Source organism: Halomonas sp. NO4 (genome assembly GCF_010994375.1).
Lineage (GTDB): Bacteria > Pseudomonadota > Gammaproteobacteria > Pseudomonadales > Halomonadaceae > Halomonas.
Map to the genome: position 1 here is coordinate 157,085 of NZ_WHMA01000004.1, position 16,488 is coordinate 173,572.

At 68.4% G+C, this 16,488-nt stretch carries 12 protein-coding genes; 1 reads left to right on the forward strand and 11 read right to left on the reverse strand.

The features are described 5' to 3' along the window. Positions 1 to 48 precede the first annotated feature (48 nt). The gene (gene rho / locus FEF15_RS05205; protein ID WP_163558092.1) at positions 49 to 1,308 is read right to left on the reverse strand and encodes a transcription termination factor Rho; all 1,260 of its coding nucleotides are present in this window, start codon (positions 1,306 to 1,308) and stop codon (positions 49 to 51) included. Between the two features lie 499 nt (positions 1,309 to 1,807). Between rho and ppx the strand changes: the two genes are divergently transcribed. Further along, the gene (ppx, locus tag FEF15_RS05210) at positions 1,808 to 3,331 is read left to right on the forward strand and encodes an exopolyphosphatase (RefSeq protein ID WP_163558093.1); all 1,524 of its coding nucleotides are present in this window, start codon (positions 1,808 to 1,810) and stop codon (positions 3,329 to 3,331) included. Here ppx and tilS read toward each other — a convergent pair. The 10 genes from tilS to bamA all read right to left on the reverse strand — a co-directional run bounded on the left by tilS (position 3,312) and on the right by bamA (position 16,412). Further along, the gene (tilS, locus tag FEF15_RS05215; RefSeq protein WP_163558094.1) at positions 3,312 to 4,607 is read right to left on the reverse strand and encodes a tRNA lysidine(34) synthetase TilS; all 1,296 of its coding nucleotides are present in this window, start codon (positions 4,605 to 4,607) and stop codon (positions 3,312 to 3,314) included. The genes ppx and tilS overlap by 20 nt on opposite strands. 6 nt (positions 4,608 to 4,613) lie before the next feature. Further along, entirely contained in the window at positions 4,614 to 5,567 is a 954-nt protein-coding gene (gene accA / locus FEF15_RS05220) for an acetyl-CoA carboxylase carboxyl transferase subunit alpha (RefSeq protein ID WP_163558095.1), read from the reverse strand. A gap of 162 nt (positions 5,568 to 5,729) precedes the next feature. Beyond that, a complete protein-coding gene (gene dnaE, locus FEF15_RS05225; protein ID WP_163558096.1) occupies positions 5,730 to 9,233 on the reverse strand; it encodes a DNA polymerase III subunit alpha in 3,504 nt (1,167 codons plus the stop codon). Between the two features lie 23 nt (positions 9,234 to 9,256). After that, a complete protein-coding gene (rnhB, locus tag FEF15_RS05230; protein ID WP_163558180.1) occupies positions 9,257 to 9,853 on the reverse strand; it encodes a ribonuclease HII in 597 nt (198 codons plus the stop codon). Positions 9,854 to 9,903: 50 nt separating this feature from the next. Then, positions 9,904 to 11,106, reverse strand: a complete 1,203-nt coding sequence (lpxB, locus tag FEF15_RS05235) for a lipid-A-disaccharide synthase (protein WP_163558097.1) — start codon at positions 11,104 to 11,106, stop codon at positions 9,904 to 9,906. A 2-nt stretch (positions 11,107 to 11,108) separates the two neighbouring features. Beyond that, entirely contained in the window at positions 11,109 to 11,876 is a 768-nt protein-coding gene (gene lpxA / locus FEF15_RS05240; RefSeq protein ID WP_163558098.1) for an acyl-ACP--UDP-N-acetylglucosamine O-acyltransferase, read from the reverse strand. Continuing rightward, the gene (gene fabZ / locus FEF15_RS05245; RefSeq protein ID WP_163558099.1) at positions 11,873 to 12,316 is read right to left on the reverse strand and encodes a 3-hydroxyacyl-ACP dehydratase FabZ; all 444 of its coding nucleotides are present in this window, start codon (positions 12,314 to 12,316) and stop codon (positions 11,873 to 11,875) included. Before fabZ ends, lpxA begins: the two co-directional genes overlap by 4 nt. A gap of 140 nt (positions 12,317 to 12,456) precedes the next feature. After that, the gene (gene lpxD, locus FEF15_RS05250; RefSeq protein WP_163558100.1) at positions 12,457 to 13,497 is read right to left on the reverse strand and encodes a UDP-3-O-(3-hydroxymyristoyl)glucosamine N-acyltransferase; all 1,041 of its coding nucleotides are present in this window, start codon (positions 13,495 to 13,497) and stop codon (positions 12,457 to 12,459) included. A 44-nt stretch (positions 13,498 to 13,541) separates the two neighbouring features. Further along, the gene (locus FEF15_RS05255) at positions 13,542 to 14,048 is read right to left on the reverse strand and encodes an OmpH family outer membrane protein (protein WP_163558101.1); all 507 of its coding nucleotides are present in this window, start codon (positions 14,046 to 14,048) and stop codon (positions 13,542 to 13,544) included. Positions 14,049 to 14,072: 24 nt separating this feature from the next. Beyond that, the gene (gene bamA, locus FEF15_RS05260) at positions 14,073 to 16,412 is read right to left on the reverse strand and encodes an outer membrane protein assembly factor BamA (RefSeq protein ID WP_240454075.1); all 2,340 of its coding nucleotides are present in this window, start codon (positions 16,410 to 16,412) and stop codon (positions 14,073 to 14,075) included. Between the last annotated feature and the right edge of the window lie 76 nt (positions 16,413 to 16,488).

Genomic DNA, 16,488 nt, shown 5'->3' on the forward strand with positions numbered 1-16,488 from the left:
AAAGGGGCAGCATATCACGCCGCCCCTTCGCTCACCGCCCGATGCCGACTAGCGGCGCTTCATGGCCTCGAAGAACTCGAGGTTGGTCTTCGTATCCTTCAGGCGGTCGATGAGGAACTCCGTCGCCGCGGTGTCCTCCATGGGATTGAGCAGCTTGCGCAGGATCCACATGCGCTGCATCTCCTCGTCGGAGGCGATGAGGTCCTCGCGGCGGGTCCCGGAGCGGCGGATGTTCATCGCCGGATAGACGCGGCGCTCGGCGAGCTTGCGATCGAGGTGCGCCTCCATGTTGCCGGTGCCCTTGAACTCCTCGAAGATCACCTCGTCCATCTTGGAGCCGGTGTCGACCAGGGCGGTGGCGATGATGGTCAGGCTGCCGCCCTCCTCGATGTTGCGCGCCGCGCCGAAGAAGCGCTTGGGCTTTTCCAGGGCGTGGGCGTCGACGCCGCCGGTGAGCACCTTGCCGGAGCTCGGCACCACGGTGTTGTAGGCGCGCGCCAGGCGGGTGATGGAGTCGAGCAGGATCACCACGTCGCGCTTGTGCTCGACCAGCCGCTTGGCCTTCTCGATCACCATCTCGGCGACCTGAACGTGGCGTGCCGGCGGCTCGTCGAAGGTCGAGGCGACCACCTCGCCGCGCACGGTACGCGACATCTCGGTCACCTCTTCCGGGCGCTCGTCGATCAGCAGCACGATCAGGTGACACTCGGAATTGTTGCGGGTGATCGAGGTGGCGATGTTCTGCAGCATCAGCGTCTTGCCCGCCTTGGGGGGCGAGACGATCAGGCCGCGCTGGCCCTTGCCGATGGGGGCCACCAGGTCGATGATCCGCGCCGTGATGTCCTCGGTGGAGCCGTTGCCGATCTCCATGCGCAGCCGCTCCTGGGGGAACAGCGGCGTAAGGTTTTCGAAGAGTATCTTGTGCTTGGCGTTCTCCGGCCGGTCGAAGTTGATCTCGCTGACCTTGAGCAGGGCGAAGTAGCGCTCCCCCTCCTTGGGCGGACGAATCTTGCCGGAGATGGAGTCGCCCTTGCGCAGGTTGAAGCGGCGGATCTGCGACGGCGAGACGTAGATGTCGTCGGGCCCGGCCAGGTAGGAACTGTCGGCGCTGCGCAGGAAGCCGAAGCCGTCCTGGAGAATCTCCAGCACCCCATCCCCGTAGATCGCCTCGCCGCTCTTGGCGTGCTTCTTGAGGATGGCGAAGATGATGTCCTGCTTGCGCGAGCGGGCCAGGTTGTCGATGCCCATTTCCCGGGCGATATCCAGGAGCTCCGGAACGGGCTTTTGCTTGAGTTCGGTAAGATTCATCGGTGTGTTCGGAGGTTGCTCATATCAGCGTGACGGCACGGCGCCGGGGTGACGACGGGAGATGAAGAACGGTACGCCGCATGGGTGCGTTCAGAACCCGGTAAGGCATCCACTCAGTGCGATGACCGACGGGTGGCGAACTCGACGCTCGACGTGACCAGCCGCGGGTCGTGGCTGACGGACGCAGACCGCGGGGCGGCCTCAGGGTCGAGGGTGCAGCGCTGTTGTCGCCTGGACTGCCATCGCCTGTGCGCGGCTCGCGTGCCTTCGTTCTGACAGACACTGGAGCGAGGGCGACAAAAGGGACTGACTGACGACTTGGGTTGACCGCGACGCGAAGGCCGTGTCTCGGCCGGAAAGCATTTGGAACAGGCGAACGACTCGATGGTAGACAAGCCCGAAGGGGAACGCAACCCCGCAATGGCAGGCACCCCGGCGCCGATTGACAAGCCCCGGGTGGCACCGCACCCTTTGGATCACCCGCTGCCAGGACCGTCCCATGAGCCACACGCCGGACCCGCTCGCCCCTTCGCCCGCCGCTCGCCCCGGCCTGACGCGCCTGGCGGCCATCGACCTGGGCTCCAACAGCTTCCACCTGCTGGTGGCCAACGCCGTCGACGGGCGTCTGCAGGTGGTGGCCCGGCGCGGCGAGAAAGTGCAGCTCGCGGCAGGGCTGGATGAGACGGGCAACCTGGACGCTGCCGCCCTCGACCGAGCCATGGCGTGCCTGTCGCGCTTCGCCCCCTTCGTCAGCGACATCGTTCCCGGCAACCTGCGCGTGGTGGGCACCAACGCCCTGCGCGATGCCGCCAACAGCGAGGCACTCATCGAGCGGGCCGAGGCCCTGCTCGGCTGCCGCGTGGAAATCATCGCCGGTCGCGAGGAGGCGCGCCTCATCTACCTGGGGGCCGCCCACTCCCTGGCCGAGAACGGCCGCCGCCTGATCGTCGACATCGGCGGCGGCTCCACGGAGTTCATCATCGGCGAGCGCTTCGAGCCGCTGGCGCTGGAGAGCCTGCAGCTCGGCTGCGTCACCTACACCCGCCGCTTCTTCGCCGACGGCGCCATCACCGAGAAGGCCTTCCACCGCGCCGAGCTGGCGGCCCACTCGGAACTCGCCAACATCCTGCGCCCCTATCGGGAGCTGGGCTGGGAGGATCCGGTGGGCTCCAGCGGTACGATCAAGGCCGCGGCGGCGGTGATCGCCGCCGCGGGCGATGCTCCGGAAGGGGTGATCACCCGCCACGGGCTCGACCGGCTGCGCCAACGGCTGGTGCAGCACAAGCGCGTCGAGAAGCTCGACCTGACCGGGCTCAAGGCGGACCGCGCCCGGGTCTTTCCCGCCGGCGTGGCCATCCTGAGGGCCATCTTCACCGCCTTCGAGCTCGAGTCGATGCGCTACGCCGACGGCGCCCTGCGCGAGGGCGTGCTCTATGACATGGTGGGGCGCAACAGCCCCGAGGACACCCGCCTGAAGACCCTGGAAGCGCTGGAACAGCGCTACGGCGTCGACCCGCGCCAGGCGCGCCACGTGGCCGCCACGGCTACGGCGCTGCTGGCCCAGGTACGCCACACCTGGGCGCTGGACGACGACCAGGCTCGCTTCCTTGCCTGGGCGGCCCGCCTCCACGAGATCGGCCAGGCCATTTCCCACAGCCAGTTCCATCGCCACGGCGCCTACCTGCTGGAATATTCGGACCTCGCCGGCTTCTCGCGCCTGGAACAGCGCCGGCTGGCCTTTCTGGTCCGCGCCCACCGGCGCAAGTTCCCGGTCAAGGAATGGCAGGCACTGCCCGCGGCGGAGCAAGCCGCCCTGGGCCGACTGGCCCGCCTGCTGCGCCTGGCGGTGCTGCTCAACCACGCCCGCCCCGAACAGCCCCCCGCCGTGCCGGTGCTGAGCGCAGAGGGCGAGGCACTGCACCTGTGCCACGACGCCGCCGAGGATCCCTCGCTGCTACACACCGACCTGGAGCAGGAGGCGGAGTACCAGGCCGCCGCCGGTTTCACCCTGACCCTGGGTTGACCGCCGGCGCGGCCCGCCACCCCTCTCCAACCGCCAGCCAGGCGCCGCGTGCCGGTGCCAGCACCGCCACAGTGGTCTCGCCATGCCAGACCACCAGCAGGCGCGCCCGCTCCCAGGGCGGCACGCCCAGCTCCTGCAGCAGCCGCTTGAGGTCGCGGCTGCCGCGCTCACCGAACCGCAATCGCTCGCCGCCGGTGCGTGGCGCCAGCCGCAGCCTTGCCGGCCCACCATCTTGCCGCCAGAGGCGCACCGCGACTCGCCCGAGCGGGGTATCGACGCTGGCCGTGCCGTTCCACTCGGCCTGCCAGTCGGGGGGCAAGGGGGCGCGGGGTGTCAGCAGATAGAGGGCATCCCGCCAGACGCGCGCCTCGCCGCCCGGCCAGGCGACCTGCACTTCGGCATCGCGTCGCCCGGCGAGCTGGTCGAGCAGCGCCTCCAGCCGGGCCGACGGAGGCAGCGCCAGCCCCAGGCGAGCGCAGGCATGGCGTACCAGGAGGCGCTGGCGCGGCCGGGAGAGCGTGAATAGCTCGGCCACGTCCAGCCGGGCCGGATCGTCGCCCAGCCGGGCCAGGTCTTGCCCGGCCAGCTCGTCAAGCAGGTCGTCGGCCTCGGCCGCCCAGGCGGCACTGCGCGCCAGGGTGTGCGTGGCGTGGGGCCAGCGTGTCCCCAGCAGGGGCAGCACACGGTGGCGAAGGAAGTTGCGGTCGAGTCGCTCGTCCGCATTGGAGGGGTCATCCACCCAGCTCAAGCCATGACGGCGCGCCTCGGCCTCGAGGGCGGCGCGCGGCTCGCCCAGCAGCGGCCGGGCGAGCCGGCGCGCTTGCCAGTCGCGGCCCGCCGGCATGGCGGCCAGGCCGCGCACGCCGCTGCCGCGCAGGGCGGCGAGCAGAAAGGTCTCGGCCTGGTCGTCGCGGTGCTGGGCCAGCCATAGCGTCTCGCCGGGCGCCACGCGCCGGGCGAAGGCGGTGTAACGCGCCTCGCGCGCGGCTCCCTCAAGCCCCTGACCGCCCGCGGTATCGACGGCCACGTGCTCCACGAAGAGCGGCACCCCGAGCCGGGAGCAGAGACGCCGGCTGTGCGCCGCGAATTCGTCGGCGGCGTCCTGCAGGCCGTGATGAACGTGCAGCGCATGGAGCGGCCGCGGATGCTTCCGGCAGGCAGCCGCGGCAAGGGTCAGCAGCAGGCTGGAGTCGAGCCCGCCGGAGAGGGCAACCCAGACGACACGCCCCGGCGGGGTCTCCGCCAGGGCGTCATCGATCAAGGGCTGCAGTGACATGGCGAATCAGGCGGGGGCGCCAAAGCTCATCAGCTTCTCATACCGCCGCGCCAGTAGGGTATCGACATCCAGGGCGTCGAGGCGCTCGAGGCTGCCCTGCAAGGCCTCCTTGATGCGCTCGGCGGTGGTTTGCGGATGCCGATGGGCACCGCCCAGGGGTTCGGGAATCAGGGTGTCGACCAGGCCCAGCTCCTTCAGGCGCTCGGCGGTGATGCCCATGGCCTGGGCCGCCTCGGCGGCCTTCTCGGCGCTCTTCCACAGGATGGAGGCGCAGCCCTCCGGCGAGATCACCGAATAGGTGGAGTACTGGAGCATGGCCAGTTCGTCGCACACGCCGATGGCGAGCGCCCCGCCGGAGCCGCCCTCGCCCACCACGGTGGCGATGATGGGCGTCTTGAGCCGCGACATCACGGCCAGGTTGTAGGCGATCGCCTCGCTCTGGCCGCGCTCCTCGGCGTCGATTCCGGGATAGGCCCCGGGGGTGTCGATGAAGGTGAGCACCGGCATCTTGAAGCGTTCGGCCATCTCCATCAGGCGGCACGCCTTGCGGTAGCCCTCGGGGCGCGGCATGCCGAAGTTGCGGCGTACCTTCTCCTTCACCTCGCGCCCCTTCTGGTGGCCGATGACCATCACCGGACGGTCGTCGAGGCGCGCCACGCCGCCGACGATGGCGGCGTCGTCGGCGAAGCGCCGGTCGCCGTGCAGCTCGTCGAAGTCGGTGAAGACGTGCCCCAGGTAGTCGAGGGTGTAGGGGCGCTGAGGATGGCGCGACAGCTGCGAGACCTGCCAGGGGGAGAGATCCTTGAAGATCGATTCGGTGAGCTTGCGGCTCTTCTCCTCGAGCCGGCCGATCTCGTCGCTGAGATTGACCTGGCTGTCGTTGCCGACCAGGCGCAGCTCCTCGATCTTGGCCTGGAGTTCGGCGATGGGCTGTTCGAAATCGAGATAGTTGGGGTTCATTGGCAGGATGCCTTGTGGTGTTTCACCGCCCGGCGCGTACCGGACCGGGCGGCGCGAAAAATGGAAGTGGCAGGCATTATCGCACCCTCAACGCGCCACGCAAGGCAGGGCATGATGTGTTGCCGCTGGTCGAGAGGCGCCGGGGACAGGCCTCCCTCCCCACTAGCGATACTTCAGCCGCACGCCGTCCTGCCCCTCGACGTCGCGCAGCCCGGTGAGCAACTCGTCGGTGGGGGCGACCCGCCAGGCAGCGTCGAGCTCGAGCCAGCCTGTCGCCTCGGCATTGCGGTAGCGCAGGCGCACCGGCAGACCCTCGGCATCGCAGTAGGGGGCGAGGCTCGCCTGCAGGCTCTCCACCAGGCGGCCGTTGGCGCGCGCGCCGTCCAGCGACAGCTCCACCGCCTCGCCGTAGCGGGTGCGCGCCGCCACCATGGGGGTGACCTCCTTGCCGCGCAGGCGCAGCCCGCCGGAGTAGTCGTCCGTCGACACCTCACCCTCGACGATCAGCACCTGGTCGGCCTCGATCTGGCCACGCAGTTGATCGAACAGCTCGCCGAACAGCGACGCCTCGATGCGCCCGGTGCGGTCGTCCAGGGTGACGAAGGCCATGGTGTCGCCGCGCCGGGACTTCATGGTGCGCAGGCCAACTACCAGGCCGGCCACGCGCTGCGGCTCCCGGGATGGCTTGAGGTCGCTGATGCGCGTGGCGACGAAGCGCGCCAGTTCCCCCTCGTACTCGTCGATGGGGTGGCCGGTAAGGTAGAGGCCGAGGGTCTCCTTCTCGCCGGCGAGACGCTCCTTGTCGCTCCACTCGCGCACCCGTCGGTGCTCGGCGTAGGGGTCGCTCGCTTCGTCCTCCTCGACGAAAGCCTCGCCGAACATGTCCATCATGCCCAGGTTCTGGTTGGTCTGGGTCTGGGCGGCCGCACGCAGGGCGTCATCCAGGGCGGCGGTGAGCACCGCGCGACTCGGCCCCAGGTTGTCGAGGGCACCGGAACGGATCAGCGCCTCCAGGGTGCGCTTGTTCATGCGCCTGGGGTCGATGCGCCGGCAGAAATCGAAGAGGTCGCTGAAGGGACCCTCGGCCTCGCGGGCCTCGACGATGGCACCGATGGGCCCCTCGCCCACCCCGCGAATGGCGCCCAGGCCGTAGACCACCCGCCCCTCGGTGTCCACGGTGAACTTGTAGCCGCCCACGTTGACGTCCGGCGGGGTCACGGTGAGGCCGAGGTGCCGACACTCCTCGATCAGCGGCACCACCTTGTCGAGGTTGTCCATCTCGGTGGACATCACCGCGGCCATGAAGGGGCCCGGGTAGTGCGCCTTGAGCCAGGCTGTCTGGTAGGAGACCAGCGCATAGGCCGCCGAGTGGGACTTGTTGAAGCCGTAGCCGGCGAACTTCTCCACCAGGTCGAAGATGTTGCCCGCCAGCTCCGCATCGATGCCGTTGGCCTCGCACCCCTCCAGGAACCCCACGCGCTGCTTGGCCATCTCCTCGGGTTTCTTCTTGCCCATGGCGCGGCGCAGCAGGTCGGCCTGGCCGAGGCTGTAGCCGGCCATCACCTGGGCGATCTGCATCACCTGCTCCTGGTAGAGGATGATGCCGTAGGTGGGCTCGAGCACCGGCTTCAGGAGCTCGTGCTGGTAGTCGGGGTGCGGGTAGGAGATCTCCGCACGACCGTGCTTGCGGTTGATGAAGTCGTCGACCATGCCCGACTGCAGCGGCCCGGGGCGGAACAGCGCGACCAGCGCGATCATGTCCTCCAGCGAGTCGGGCAACAGGCGCTTGATCAGCTCCTTCATGCCGCGCGACTCGAGCTGGAACACCGCCGTGGTCTCGGCGCGCTTGAGCATCTCGAAGGTGGGGGCATCGTCGAGCGGGATGGTGTCGATATCCAGCGCCCCCTCGCCCTCGGCGGCGCGCACCTTGTCGACCATCTCCAGCGCCCAGTCGATGATGGTCAGGGTGCGCAGGCCCAGGAAGTCGAACTTGACCAGGCCCGCTTCCTCGATGTCGTTCTTGTCGAACTGCACCACCAGGCCCGCGCCATCCTCGTCGCAGAGCAGCGGTGCGAAGTCGGTGAGCTTGGTGGGCGCGATCACCACGCCCCCGGCGTGCTTGCCGGTACCGCGGGTGATGCCCTCGAGCTTGACCGCCATCTCCCAGATCTCGGCGGCCTCCTCGTCGGCCTCGAGGAATTCCTTGAGCGCCGGCTCGGCCTCCAGCGCCTTGGCGAGCGTCATGCCCACCTCGAAGGGAATCAGCTTGGAGAGCTTGTCGCCGAGCGAATAGGGCTTGCCCTGGGCGCGGGCCACGTCGCGCACCACCGCCTTGGCGGCCATGGTCCCGAAGGTGACGATCTGCGAGACGGCGTCGCGGCCGTAGCGCTCGGCCACGTAGTCGATCACCCGGTCGCGTTTCTCCATGCAGAAGTCGACGTCGAAGTCGGGCATGGAGACCCGCTCGGGGTTGAGGAAACGCTCGAACAGCAGGTCGTAACCGATGGGGTCGAGGTCGGTGATCTTCTGGGCGTAGGCGACCAGCGAGCCGGCGCCGGAGCCGCGACCGGGGCCGACGGGGACGTCGTTGTCCTTGGCCCACTGGATGAAGTCCATCACGATCAGGAAATAGCCGGGGAAGCCCATCTGGATGATGATATTGAGCTCGAAGTCGAGCCGCTTCCGGTAGCGCCGATCGATGGCCTGGTACTCGTCGCCATCGCGCGGGTACTGATCCGCCGGATAGAGGAACTCGAGGCGCTCGGTGAGGCCGTCGTGGGAGATCTGCCGAAAGAACTCGTCCTGGGTCATGCCCTCGGGGATCGCGAATTCCGGCAGGAAGATCTCGCCCAGGCGCACGTCGACGTTGCAACGCGCCGCGATCATCACGCTGTTCTCGAGTGCCTCGGGAATGTCCGAGAAGAGCTCGGCCATTTCCGCCGGGCTCTTGAGGTACTGCTCCTCGGAGTACTTCTTTTCGCGACGCGGGTCGTCGAGCGCCTTGCCCTCGCCAATGGACACCCGTGTCTCGTGGGCCCAGTAGTCGTCCCGGGTGAGGAAGCGCACGTCGTTGGTGGCCACCACCGGAGTGCCGGTAGCCACGGCCAGTTCCACCGAGAGGTGCACGCACTCCTCTTCCAGCGGCCGGCCGGTGCGGGTCAGCTCCAGGTAGAAACGCCCCGGGAAGGCGGTGCGCCATTCGTCGAGCAGCACCCGCGCTTCCTCACGGAGGTCACTGAGCAGGTGGCGACCGATCTCGCCCTCGCGCCCCCCGGAGAGAGCGATCAGCCCCTCGCTCTGGGTCAGCACCCAGGCCTTGTCGAGCAGGGCGCGCCCCTGCTGCTGCCCCTCCACCCAGCCGCGCGAAAGCAACTCGGTGAGGTTGCGATAGCCCGTCTCGTTCATGGCGAGCAGGGTCAAGCGGTAGGGGTGCGAGGCGTCGTGGGGATTGGTCAGCCACAGGTCGGCGCCGATGACCGGCTTGAGCCCGGCGCCCTGGACGCTCTTGTAGAACTTCACCAGGCCGAAGAGGTTGGCCTCGTCGGTCATCGCCAGCGCCGGCATGCCCTGCTCGGCGGTGGCCTGGACCAGGGGCTTGAGACGCACCAGGCCGTCGACCAGGGAGTATTCGGTATGGACGCGAAGATGAACGAAGGGCGTGGTCATGGCGGACTCGGGGGATGGGTGGTTCAAAACAATGCCAGCTGGCGCCTGACCGGACCAAAAGAGCGACGGTGCTCGGCCAGCGGCCCCAGGCGCACCAGGGCGGCCAAGTGCTCAGGCGTCGGATAGCCCTTGTGGCGGGCGAAGCCGTAGTCGGGATGTCGGCTATCCAGCGCCACCATCTGGGCGTCGCGGGCTACCTTGGCGAGAATCGAGGCTGCGGCGATGGCCGGATGGCGGGCATCGCCCTTGACCACCGCCTGGCCGGGGACATGATGCCCGGGCAGCCGATTGCCGTCCACCAGCAGGTATTCGGCGGCCGGCGACAGGGCATCGATGGCGCGGCGCATGGCCAGGTGGGTGGCGTGGTAGATGTTGAGGTCGTCGATCTCGGCGGGCGTGGCCTCGCCCACGGCGAAGGCGAGCGCTCGCTCGCGGATCTCGGCGTCCAGCGCTTCGCGGCGCCGCGCCGAGAGCGCCTTGGAGTCGGTCAGCCCCTGAATGGGCCGCACCGGGTCGAGGATCACCGCTGCCGCCACCACGCTGCCTACCAGGGGGCCGCGGCCCACCTCGTCGACGCCGGCCAGCCGCTCGCCCCGATAGTCGACCACCAGCGGCGGCAGCCCGGTCGCCCCTTTCTCTCTCCCTTGCTCTCTCCCTTGCTCTCTCCCCTTCACGATGTCACCTCCTCGATCCCCTCGGGGGTGACACTGGCCGGCAGAGGGCGCCCCTCCACCAGTGCCTCGATGGCCTCGCAGGCGCGGCGGCTGGCATCGCGCTGCAGCGTCGCGTGCATCTCGGCGAAGCGCGCTTCCAGGGCGGCGCGCTCCGCACTGTCGTCGAGCAGGGCGGCGAGCCGCGCAGTGATCGCCTCGACGCTGGCAGCGTCCTGAATCAGCTCCGGCACCAGCGTCTCGCGGGCGATCAGGTTGGGCAGCGAGATCCACTCGGTCTTGACCAGTCGCCGGGCCAGCCAGTGGGTGGCCGGGGCCATGCGGTAGGCCACCAGCATGGGACGGTGGCAAAGCATCGCCTCCAGCGCCGCCGTGCCCGAGGTGAGCAGGACCATGTCGCTTGCCACCATGGCCTCGTGGGCCTGACCGTCGCGCAGGGTCACGCGCCCGCCCAGGTCGGGGTGGCTGGCCAATAGGGCATCCAGCTCCTCCCGGCGCTGCGGCGTGGCCGCCGGAATCACCACCTGCAGCGCGGGGCGCTGACGACACAGCCTGGCGGCCACCTCGAGGAAAGCCGCGCCCATGAAGCGAATCTCGCTGGCCCGCGAGCCGGGCAGCACGGCCAGCACCTCGGCGTCGCGAGGCAGCGCCAGGGCGGCACGCGCCGCCGCGCGGTCGTTCTCCAGGGGCAGCTCGTCGGCCAGCGGGTGACCCACAAAGGCCACCGGTACGCGATGTCGCGCATAGAAGGCCGCCTCGAAGGGCAGGAAGGTGAGCATGGCATCCACGGCGCGGGCGATGCTCTTGACCCGTCCCTGGCGCCAGGCCCACACGGAGGGGCTGACGTAGTGAGCGGTGGGGATGCCGGCTTCGCGCAGTTGGCGCTCCAGACCCAGGTTGAAGTCCGGGGCATCGATACCGACCATGATATCGGGCTGCCAGGCCAGGGCGTCGCGGCGCAGGGTGCGGCGCACTCCGATGAGGCGCGGCAGGTGCCTGAGCACCTCCACCAGCCCCATCACCGAGAGCGTTTCCAGCGGAAAGCGGCTGTCGATGCCTTCCGCGAGCATGCGCTCCCCGCCGATGCCGCGGAATTCGACCGCGGGATGGCGCGTCTTGAGCGTCCGCATCAGCCCGGCGCCGAGACGATCGCCGGAGAGCTCACCGGCGACCAGGTAGACCTTGAGCGGCGTGCCGGCCATGGTCAGCGCACGATGCCGCGGGTCGATATCTCGATGGAGGCGGCGAAGGTCTCGGTCTCGGGCAGCCGGTAGCGCGAGCGAATCTCGGTGAGCGCCTGCTCCACGGTGAGCCCCTGGCGATAGACCAGCTTGTAGGCCTCGACCAGGGCACGGGTCGCCTCCTTGGAGAAGCCGCGCCGCTTGAGCCCCACCAGGTTGAGGCCGTGGGGCTGGGCCGGATTGCCGTTGATCATCACGTAGGAGGGAGTGTCCTTGGTGATGATCGAGCCGCCGCCGGCCATGGCATGGGTGCCGAAGTGGCAGAACTGGTGCACCGCGGAGAGGCCGCCCAGGATCGCGAAATCACCGAGGGTGACATGGCCGGCCAGTGTAGCCTGGTTGGCCAGGATGCAGTCGTTGCCGATCACGCAGTCGTGGCCCACGTGGACATAGGCCATGAAGAGGTTGCGCGAGCCGATGGTGGTCTCGCCGCGGTCCTGGGCAGTGCCGCGATGCAGGGTCACCCCCTCGCGGATGACGTTGTCGTCGCCCATTACCAGGCGGGTCGGCTCGCCGGCGTACTTCTTGTCCTGGCAGTCCTCGCCCACGGAGGCGAACTGGAAGATACGGGTGCGCGCCCCCAGCACGGTGGGTCCCTTGATCACCACGTGCGGACCGATGCGCGAGTCGGGCCCGACCGCGACGTCGGGCCCGATCACCGTGAAGGGCCCGACCTCGACGTTCTCGGCCAGTCGAGCCCCGGGATCGACGATGGCAGTGGGATGAATCAAGCGACTTTCCTCTCGGCACAGATGATGTCGGCCTCGCAGGCCAGCTCCCCGTCCACGGTAGCACGACAAGCGAACTTCCAGATGCCGCGCTTCTCACGTTCGACCTTCGCTTCCAGCACCAGGCGGTCGCCGGGCATCACCGGGCGCTTGAAGCGGACGTTGTCGCTGCCCACCAGGTAGTAGACATAGCCGTCGGCGGGCAGCTTGTTGACGGTCTTGAAACCGAGGATACCGCACGCCTGGGCCAGGGCCTCGATCACCAGCACGCCGGGCATGATGGGGTGGTGCGGAAAGTGACCGTTGAAGAACGGCTCGTTGATGCTGACGTGCTTGTAGGCAACGATGGATTCGCCGAGTGCCAGCTCCGTGACCCGATCCACCAGCAGAAAGGGGTAGCGGTGCGGCAGGTACTCACGAATCTCGTTGATGTCCATTACCATCGTAGCGACCTCTGAAATGTAGGGGTGAGGCCGGCGGCCGCGGTGGCGTTGCCGGCTTCCCGAGGGCCCCGCCTTTCCGGCGGACAGCACCGGGGCCCGGGGCAGACGGGCGAAGGATTATAGCGTCGCCAAGGCGGCACTCAAGCGTTGCGGTCACGCTTCTCGAGGCGGGCCAGGCGCCGAGCGATGTCGTCGAGCTGCTTGAAGCGCACGGCGTTCTTGCGCCACTGGGCATTGGGCATGGCCCCGGTGCCGGAGGAGTAGATGCCCGGCTCGTCGATGGAGTTGGTGACCAGGCTCATGCCGGTGACATGAACCCCGTCGCAGATGGTGAGGTGGCCGGAGAGCCCCACGCCACCGCCCAGCATGCAGTGCTTGCCGACCCGCGTGGAGCCGGCAATGCCCACGCAGCCGGCCAGGGCGCTATGATCGCCGATGCGCACGTTGTGGGCGATCTGCACCTGGCTGTCGATCTTGACGCCGCTGCCGATCACGGTGTCGTCGAGCGCCCCGCGATCGATGCTCGAGCAGCTGCCCACCTCGACGTCATCACCCAGCACCACGCCGCCGAGCTGGGCAATCTTGTGCCAGCGCGCCCCGTCGTGGGCGAAACCGAAGCCGTCGCCGCCGATCACGCAGCCGCTGTGCAGGATGGCGCGCGCGCCGATCACCGCGCCACGGCACACGGTGACATTGGCATGCAGCCGGGAGCCGGCCCCGATACGCGCCCCGGCCTCCACCACGCAACCGGGCCCGACCACCACCTCGTCGTCGAGGATCACACCGCTTTCGACCACCGCATGGGGACCGACCTCGACGCGCTCGCCCAGCTGGGCATCGTCAGCCACCACGGCGGCGGGATGAATCCCACCGGTCGGGCGCGCCAGGAAGGGGTCGAACAGTTGCGAGAGCTGCGCGTAGCCCAGGTAGGGATTGTCCAGCACCAGCCGGGGCACGGGACAGGCCTCGGCGTGCTCGGGCTGGATCAGCACCGCCGCCGCCCGGGTGGCGGCGAGGTCCTTGAGGTAGGCGGCATTCGCGAGGAAGGCGACGTGCTCGGGACCGGCGTCCTTCAAGGTAGCCAGCCCGCTCACCCGTCGTGCACCGTCCCCCTGAAGGCGCGCGCCGAGGCGTTCGGCGAGCACATCCAGGGTGAAGCACGGAGAGTCGGTTGGAGTCATGGGGGCCTGGGGGAAGCAAGGGGCGACGCACGGCGTCGCCAAAATCAGTAGAGCGTGTTGAGAATCTCGGTCACTTCCGAGGTGAGATCGGGCAGGTCGACCTCGGAGTGCAACACGCCCTGGGGCTCCACCAGCACCTCGACACTGTGGCGAGTGATCACCTGGTCCACGGCCTGCTGCAGCTTGGGCTCCGCCTCCTGCAGGAACTGCTGTTCGGCCTGCTGCTGGGCCTGCATGATCTCACCACGCAGCTGCTCGAAGCGGCTGCCCTTCTGCTGGAACTCCTGGACCAGCGCCTGGCGTTCGCTCTCCGCCATGCTGTCCCCCTCCTGCTGCAGACGCTGCTGCAGCTGCGAAAGCTCCTGTCCCAGCGACTCGGCTTCCTGCTGCTGGCCGCCGATCCGGCTTTCGAGATCGCCCATGGAGCGCTGCGCGGCGTTCGACTCCATCAGGGCGGTGCGCCAGTCCAGCAGGGCCACCTCGGCGGCCTGGGCCGCGAGCGGTAGGCTGCTGAGCAGGCCAAGGCAGAGGGCGGCGGTCACGTTGCGCATAAGGGTTTCCTCGAAGAAAGGCGGTCAGAAGGTCTGGCCCAGCGAGAACTGGAACACCTGGGTATCGTCGCCGCTCTCGTCGTTGAGCGGCTCGGCCACGCTGAAGGTCAGCGGCCCCACCGGGGTCAGCCAGGAGAGTCCCACACCGGCACTGTAGCGCAGCTCGCCGAAGTCGACCCCCGATGAGCAATCCGAACTGCCGCTTTGAATGGGGTAGCACTCCGTCAGGAAGGTGTTGCCGGCATCCAGGAAGAACCCGGTCTGCAGCGAGCGCTGATCCTCCACGAAGGGCAGCGGGAAGAGCAGCTCGGCGCTGCCCTCCACCAGCACGTTGCCCCCCAGGGTACGGTCGCGGGTCGCGCCTTCGGGCGGCGTGGTGGGCTGCCCCAGGGTGTTGCCGGTGAAGCCACGCACCGAGCCGAGCCCGCCGGCGTAGAAGTTCTCGTAGAACGGATAAGGGTCGTTGCCGATGCTGTCGGCGTAGCCCAGGGTGGTGCCGAACTTCAGCGCCCAGGTCTGCTCCTCGTTGAGCGGGAAGAGCTGCTGGGCCCGGGCGCGCAGCTTGTAGTAGTCGGCGTCGCTGCCCGGCGCCGCCGTTTCCAGCGAGACGCGCTGGTAGTTGCCGGCGGTGGGCATGATGCCGCGGTTGAGGTCGTTGCGCGTCCAGCTGGCGGTGAGCTTGAGGCTCTGGGCATCGGCGCTCTGGTCATCGACGTACCTGCGAATCTCCTGAGCGGTATCGCTGTAGGTCTTGATCGTCAGGTCCTCGACGCCGACCCCGAAGTTGAGACGCGACAGCTCGCTGACCGGATAGCCGAAGTTGATGCCGCCACCATAGGCATCGGTGGAGTAGGTGGAGATGTCGGAGTCCTCGTAGTCGGTCTCGCGGTAGTAGAGGTTGTAGCCGCGCGAGATGCCGTCGAGGGTCCAGTAGGGGTCGGTGAAGCCGAAGTTGAGATTGGTGAAGGTGTCGCTGCGCTGGGCACCCACGTTGACGCGGTTGCCCGTGCCGAGGAAGTTGTTCTGCGACAGGGCCGCGCCGTAGATGACGCCGGCACTCTGGGAGTAGCCGATACTCGCCGAGATGGACCCCGAGGGCTGCTCCTCCACCGAATAGGTGACGTCAAGCATGTCGGGCTCACCGGGCACCGGCTGGGTCTCGACTTCCACCTGGCGGAAGAAGCCGAGCCGCTCGAGGCGCTGACGCGACTGGCTGATCGATTCGGTGGAGGCCGGCGCCCCCTCCATCTGGATCATCTCGCGTCGCAGCACCTCGTCCTGGGTGGTGGTGTTGCCGACGAACTCGATACGCCGCACGTAGGCACGGCGACCCGGCTCGACCCGGAAGACCAGATCCACAGTGCTGGCATCGCCACCCGGCTCGGGCACGCCCTCGACGTTGGCGAAGGCGAAACCCTCGGCGCCCAGGCGCGAACGCAGCGCCTCGGTGGAGGCGGTGACGTCGCTGCGCGAGAAGATCTCGCCGCGCTCCACGGTGAGCAGGTCGCGCGCCTCGCTCTCGCTGATGTGCAGATCCCCCTGGAAGCGGATGTCACCCAGGCGGTACTGGCTTCCCTCGGCGACGTTGACGGTGACGAAGATCTGCGACTTGTCGGGACTGATCGAGACCTGGGTGGAGTCGATGCTGAAATTGACGTAGCCGCGGTCGAGATAGTAGGAGCGCAGCCGCTCCAGGTCGCCGGCCAAGGCCTCGCGGGAGTACTCGTCGCTGGAGAACCAGCCGAACAGCCAGCCCGGCCTGTCTTCGAGCTCGAAGACCTCGCGGAGCGTCTCGTCGTCGAAGTCGCGATTGCCCACGATGTTGATCTGGCGGATCTTGGCGACCTCGCCCTCGTCGATGTCGATATCGACCTGCACCCGTCCCTCGTCGATCTCGCGCACCTGGGCATCGATGCGGGCACTGTAGCGGCCCTGTGCCTGGTAGACGCCCTCCAGCTCGCGCTGGATCTCCTCCAGGGTGGAGAGCTGCAGCACCTGCCCTTCGGCGAGGCCCGCCTCACGCAGGCCCTGGCGCAGCTGCTCGTCCTCGATCTGGCGATTGCCGCTGATGTTCAGCCGCGAGATGGTGGGACGCTCGACCACCTGGATGACCAGCACATCACCCTCGCGAGCGAGCTGGATGTCCTCGAACAGGCCGGTCTCGAAGAGGCGACGGGCCGCCTCGGCCAGTTCCCGCTCATCGACCCGGTCACTGGCACTGACAGGGAAAGCGTTGAAGACGGAGTCCGGTGAAACGCGCTGCAGGCCCTCCACCCGGATATCGGAAACTTCGAAGGATTGGGCCAGCGCGGCCTGCGCACCGGCCAGCAGCAGTGCCGCCAGTCCAAGGTTCTTGATGTTCATGCAGTCGCTTCGCTCGCGTTGTTCCGCCTGCCAGTCCAGAACAGGCACCTTATACATTTGTGCGGGTGACTGACAA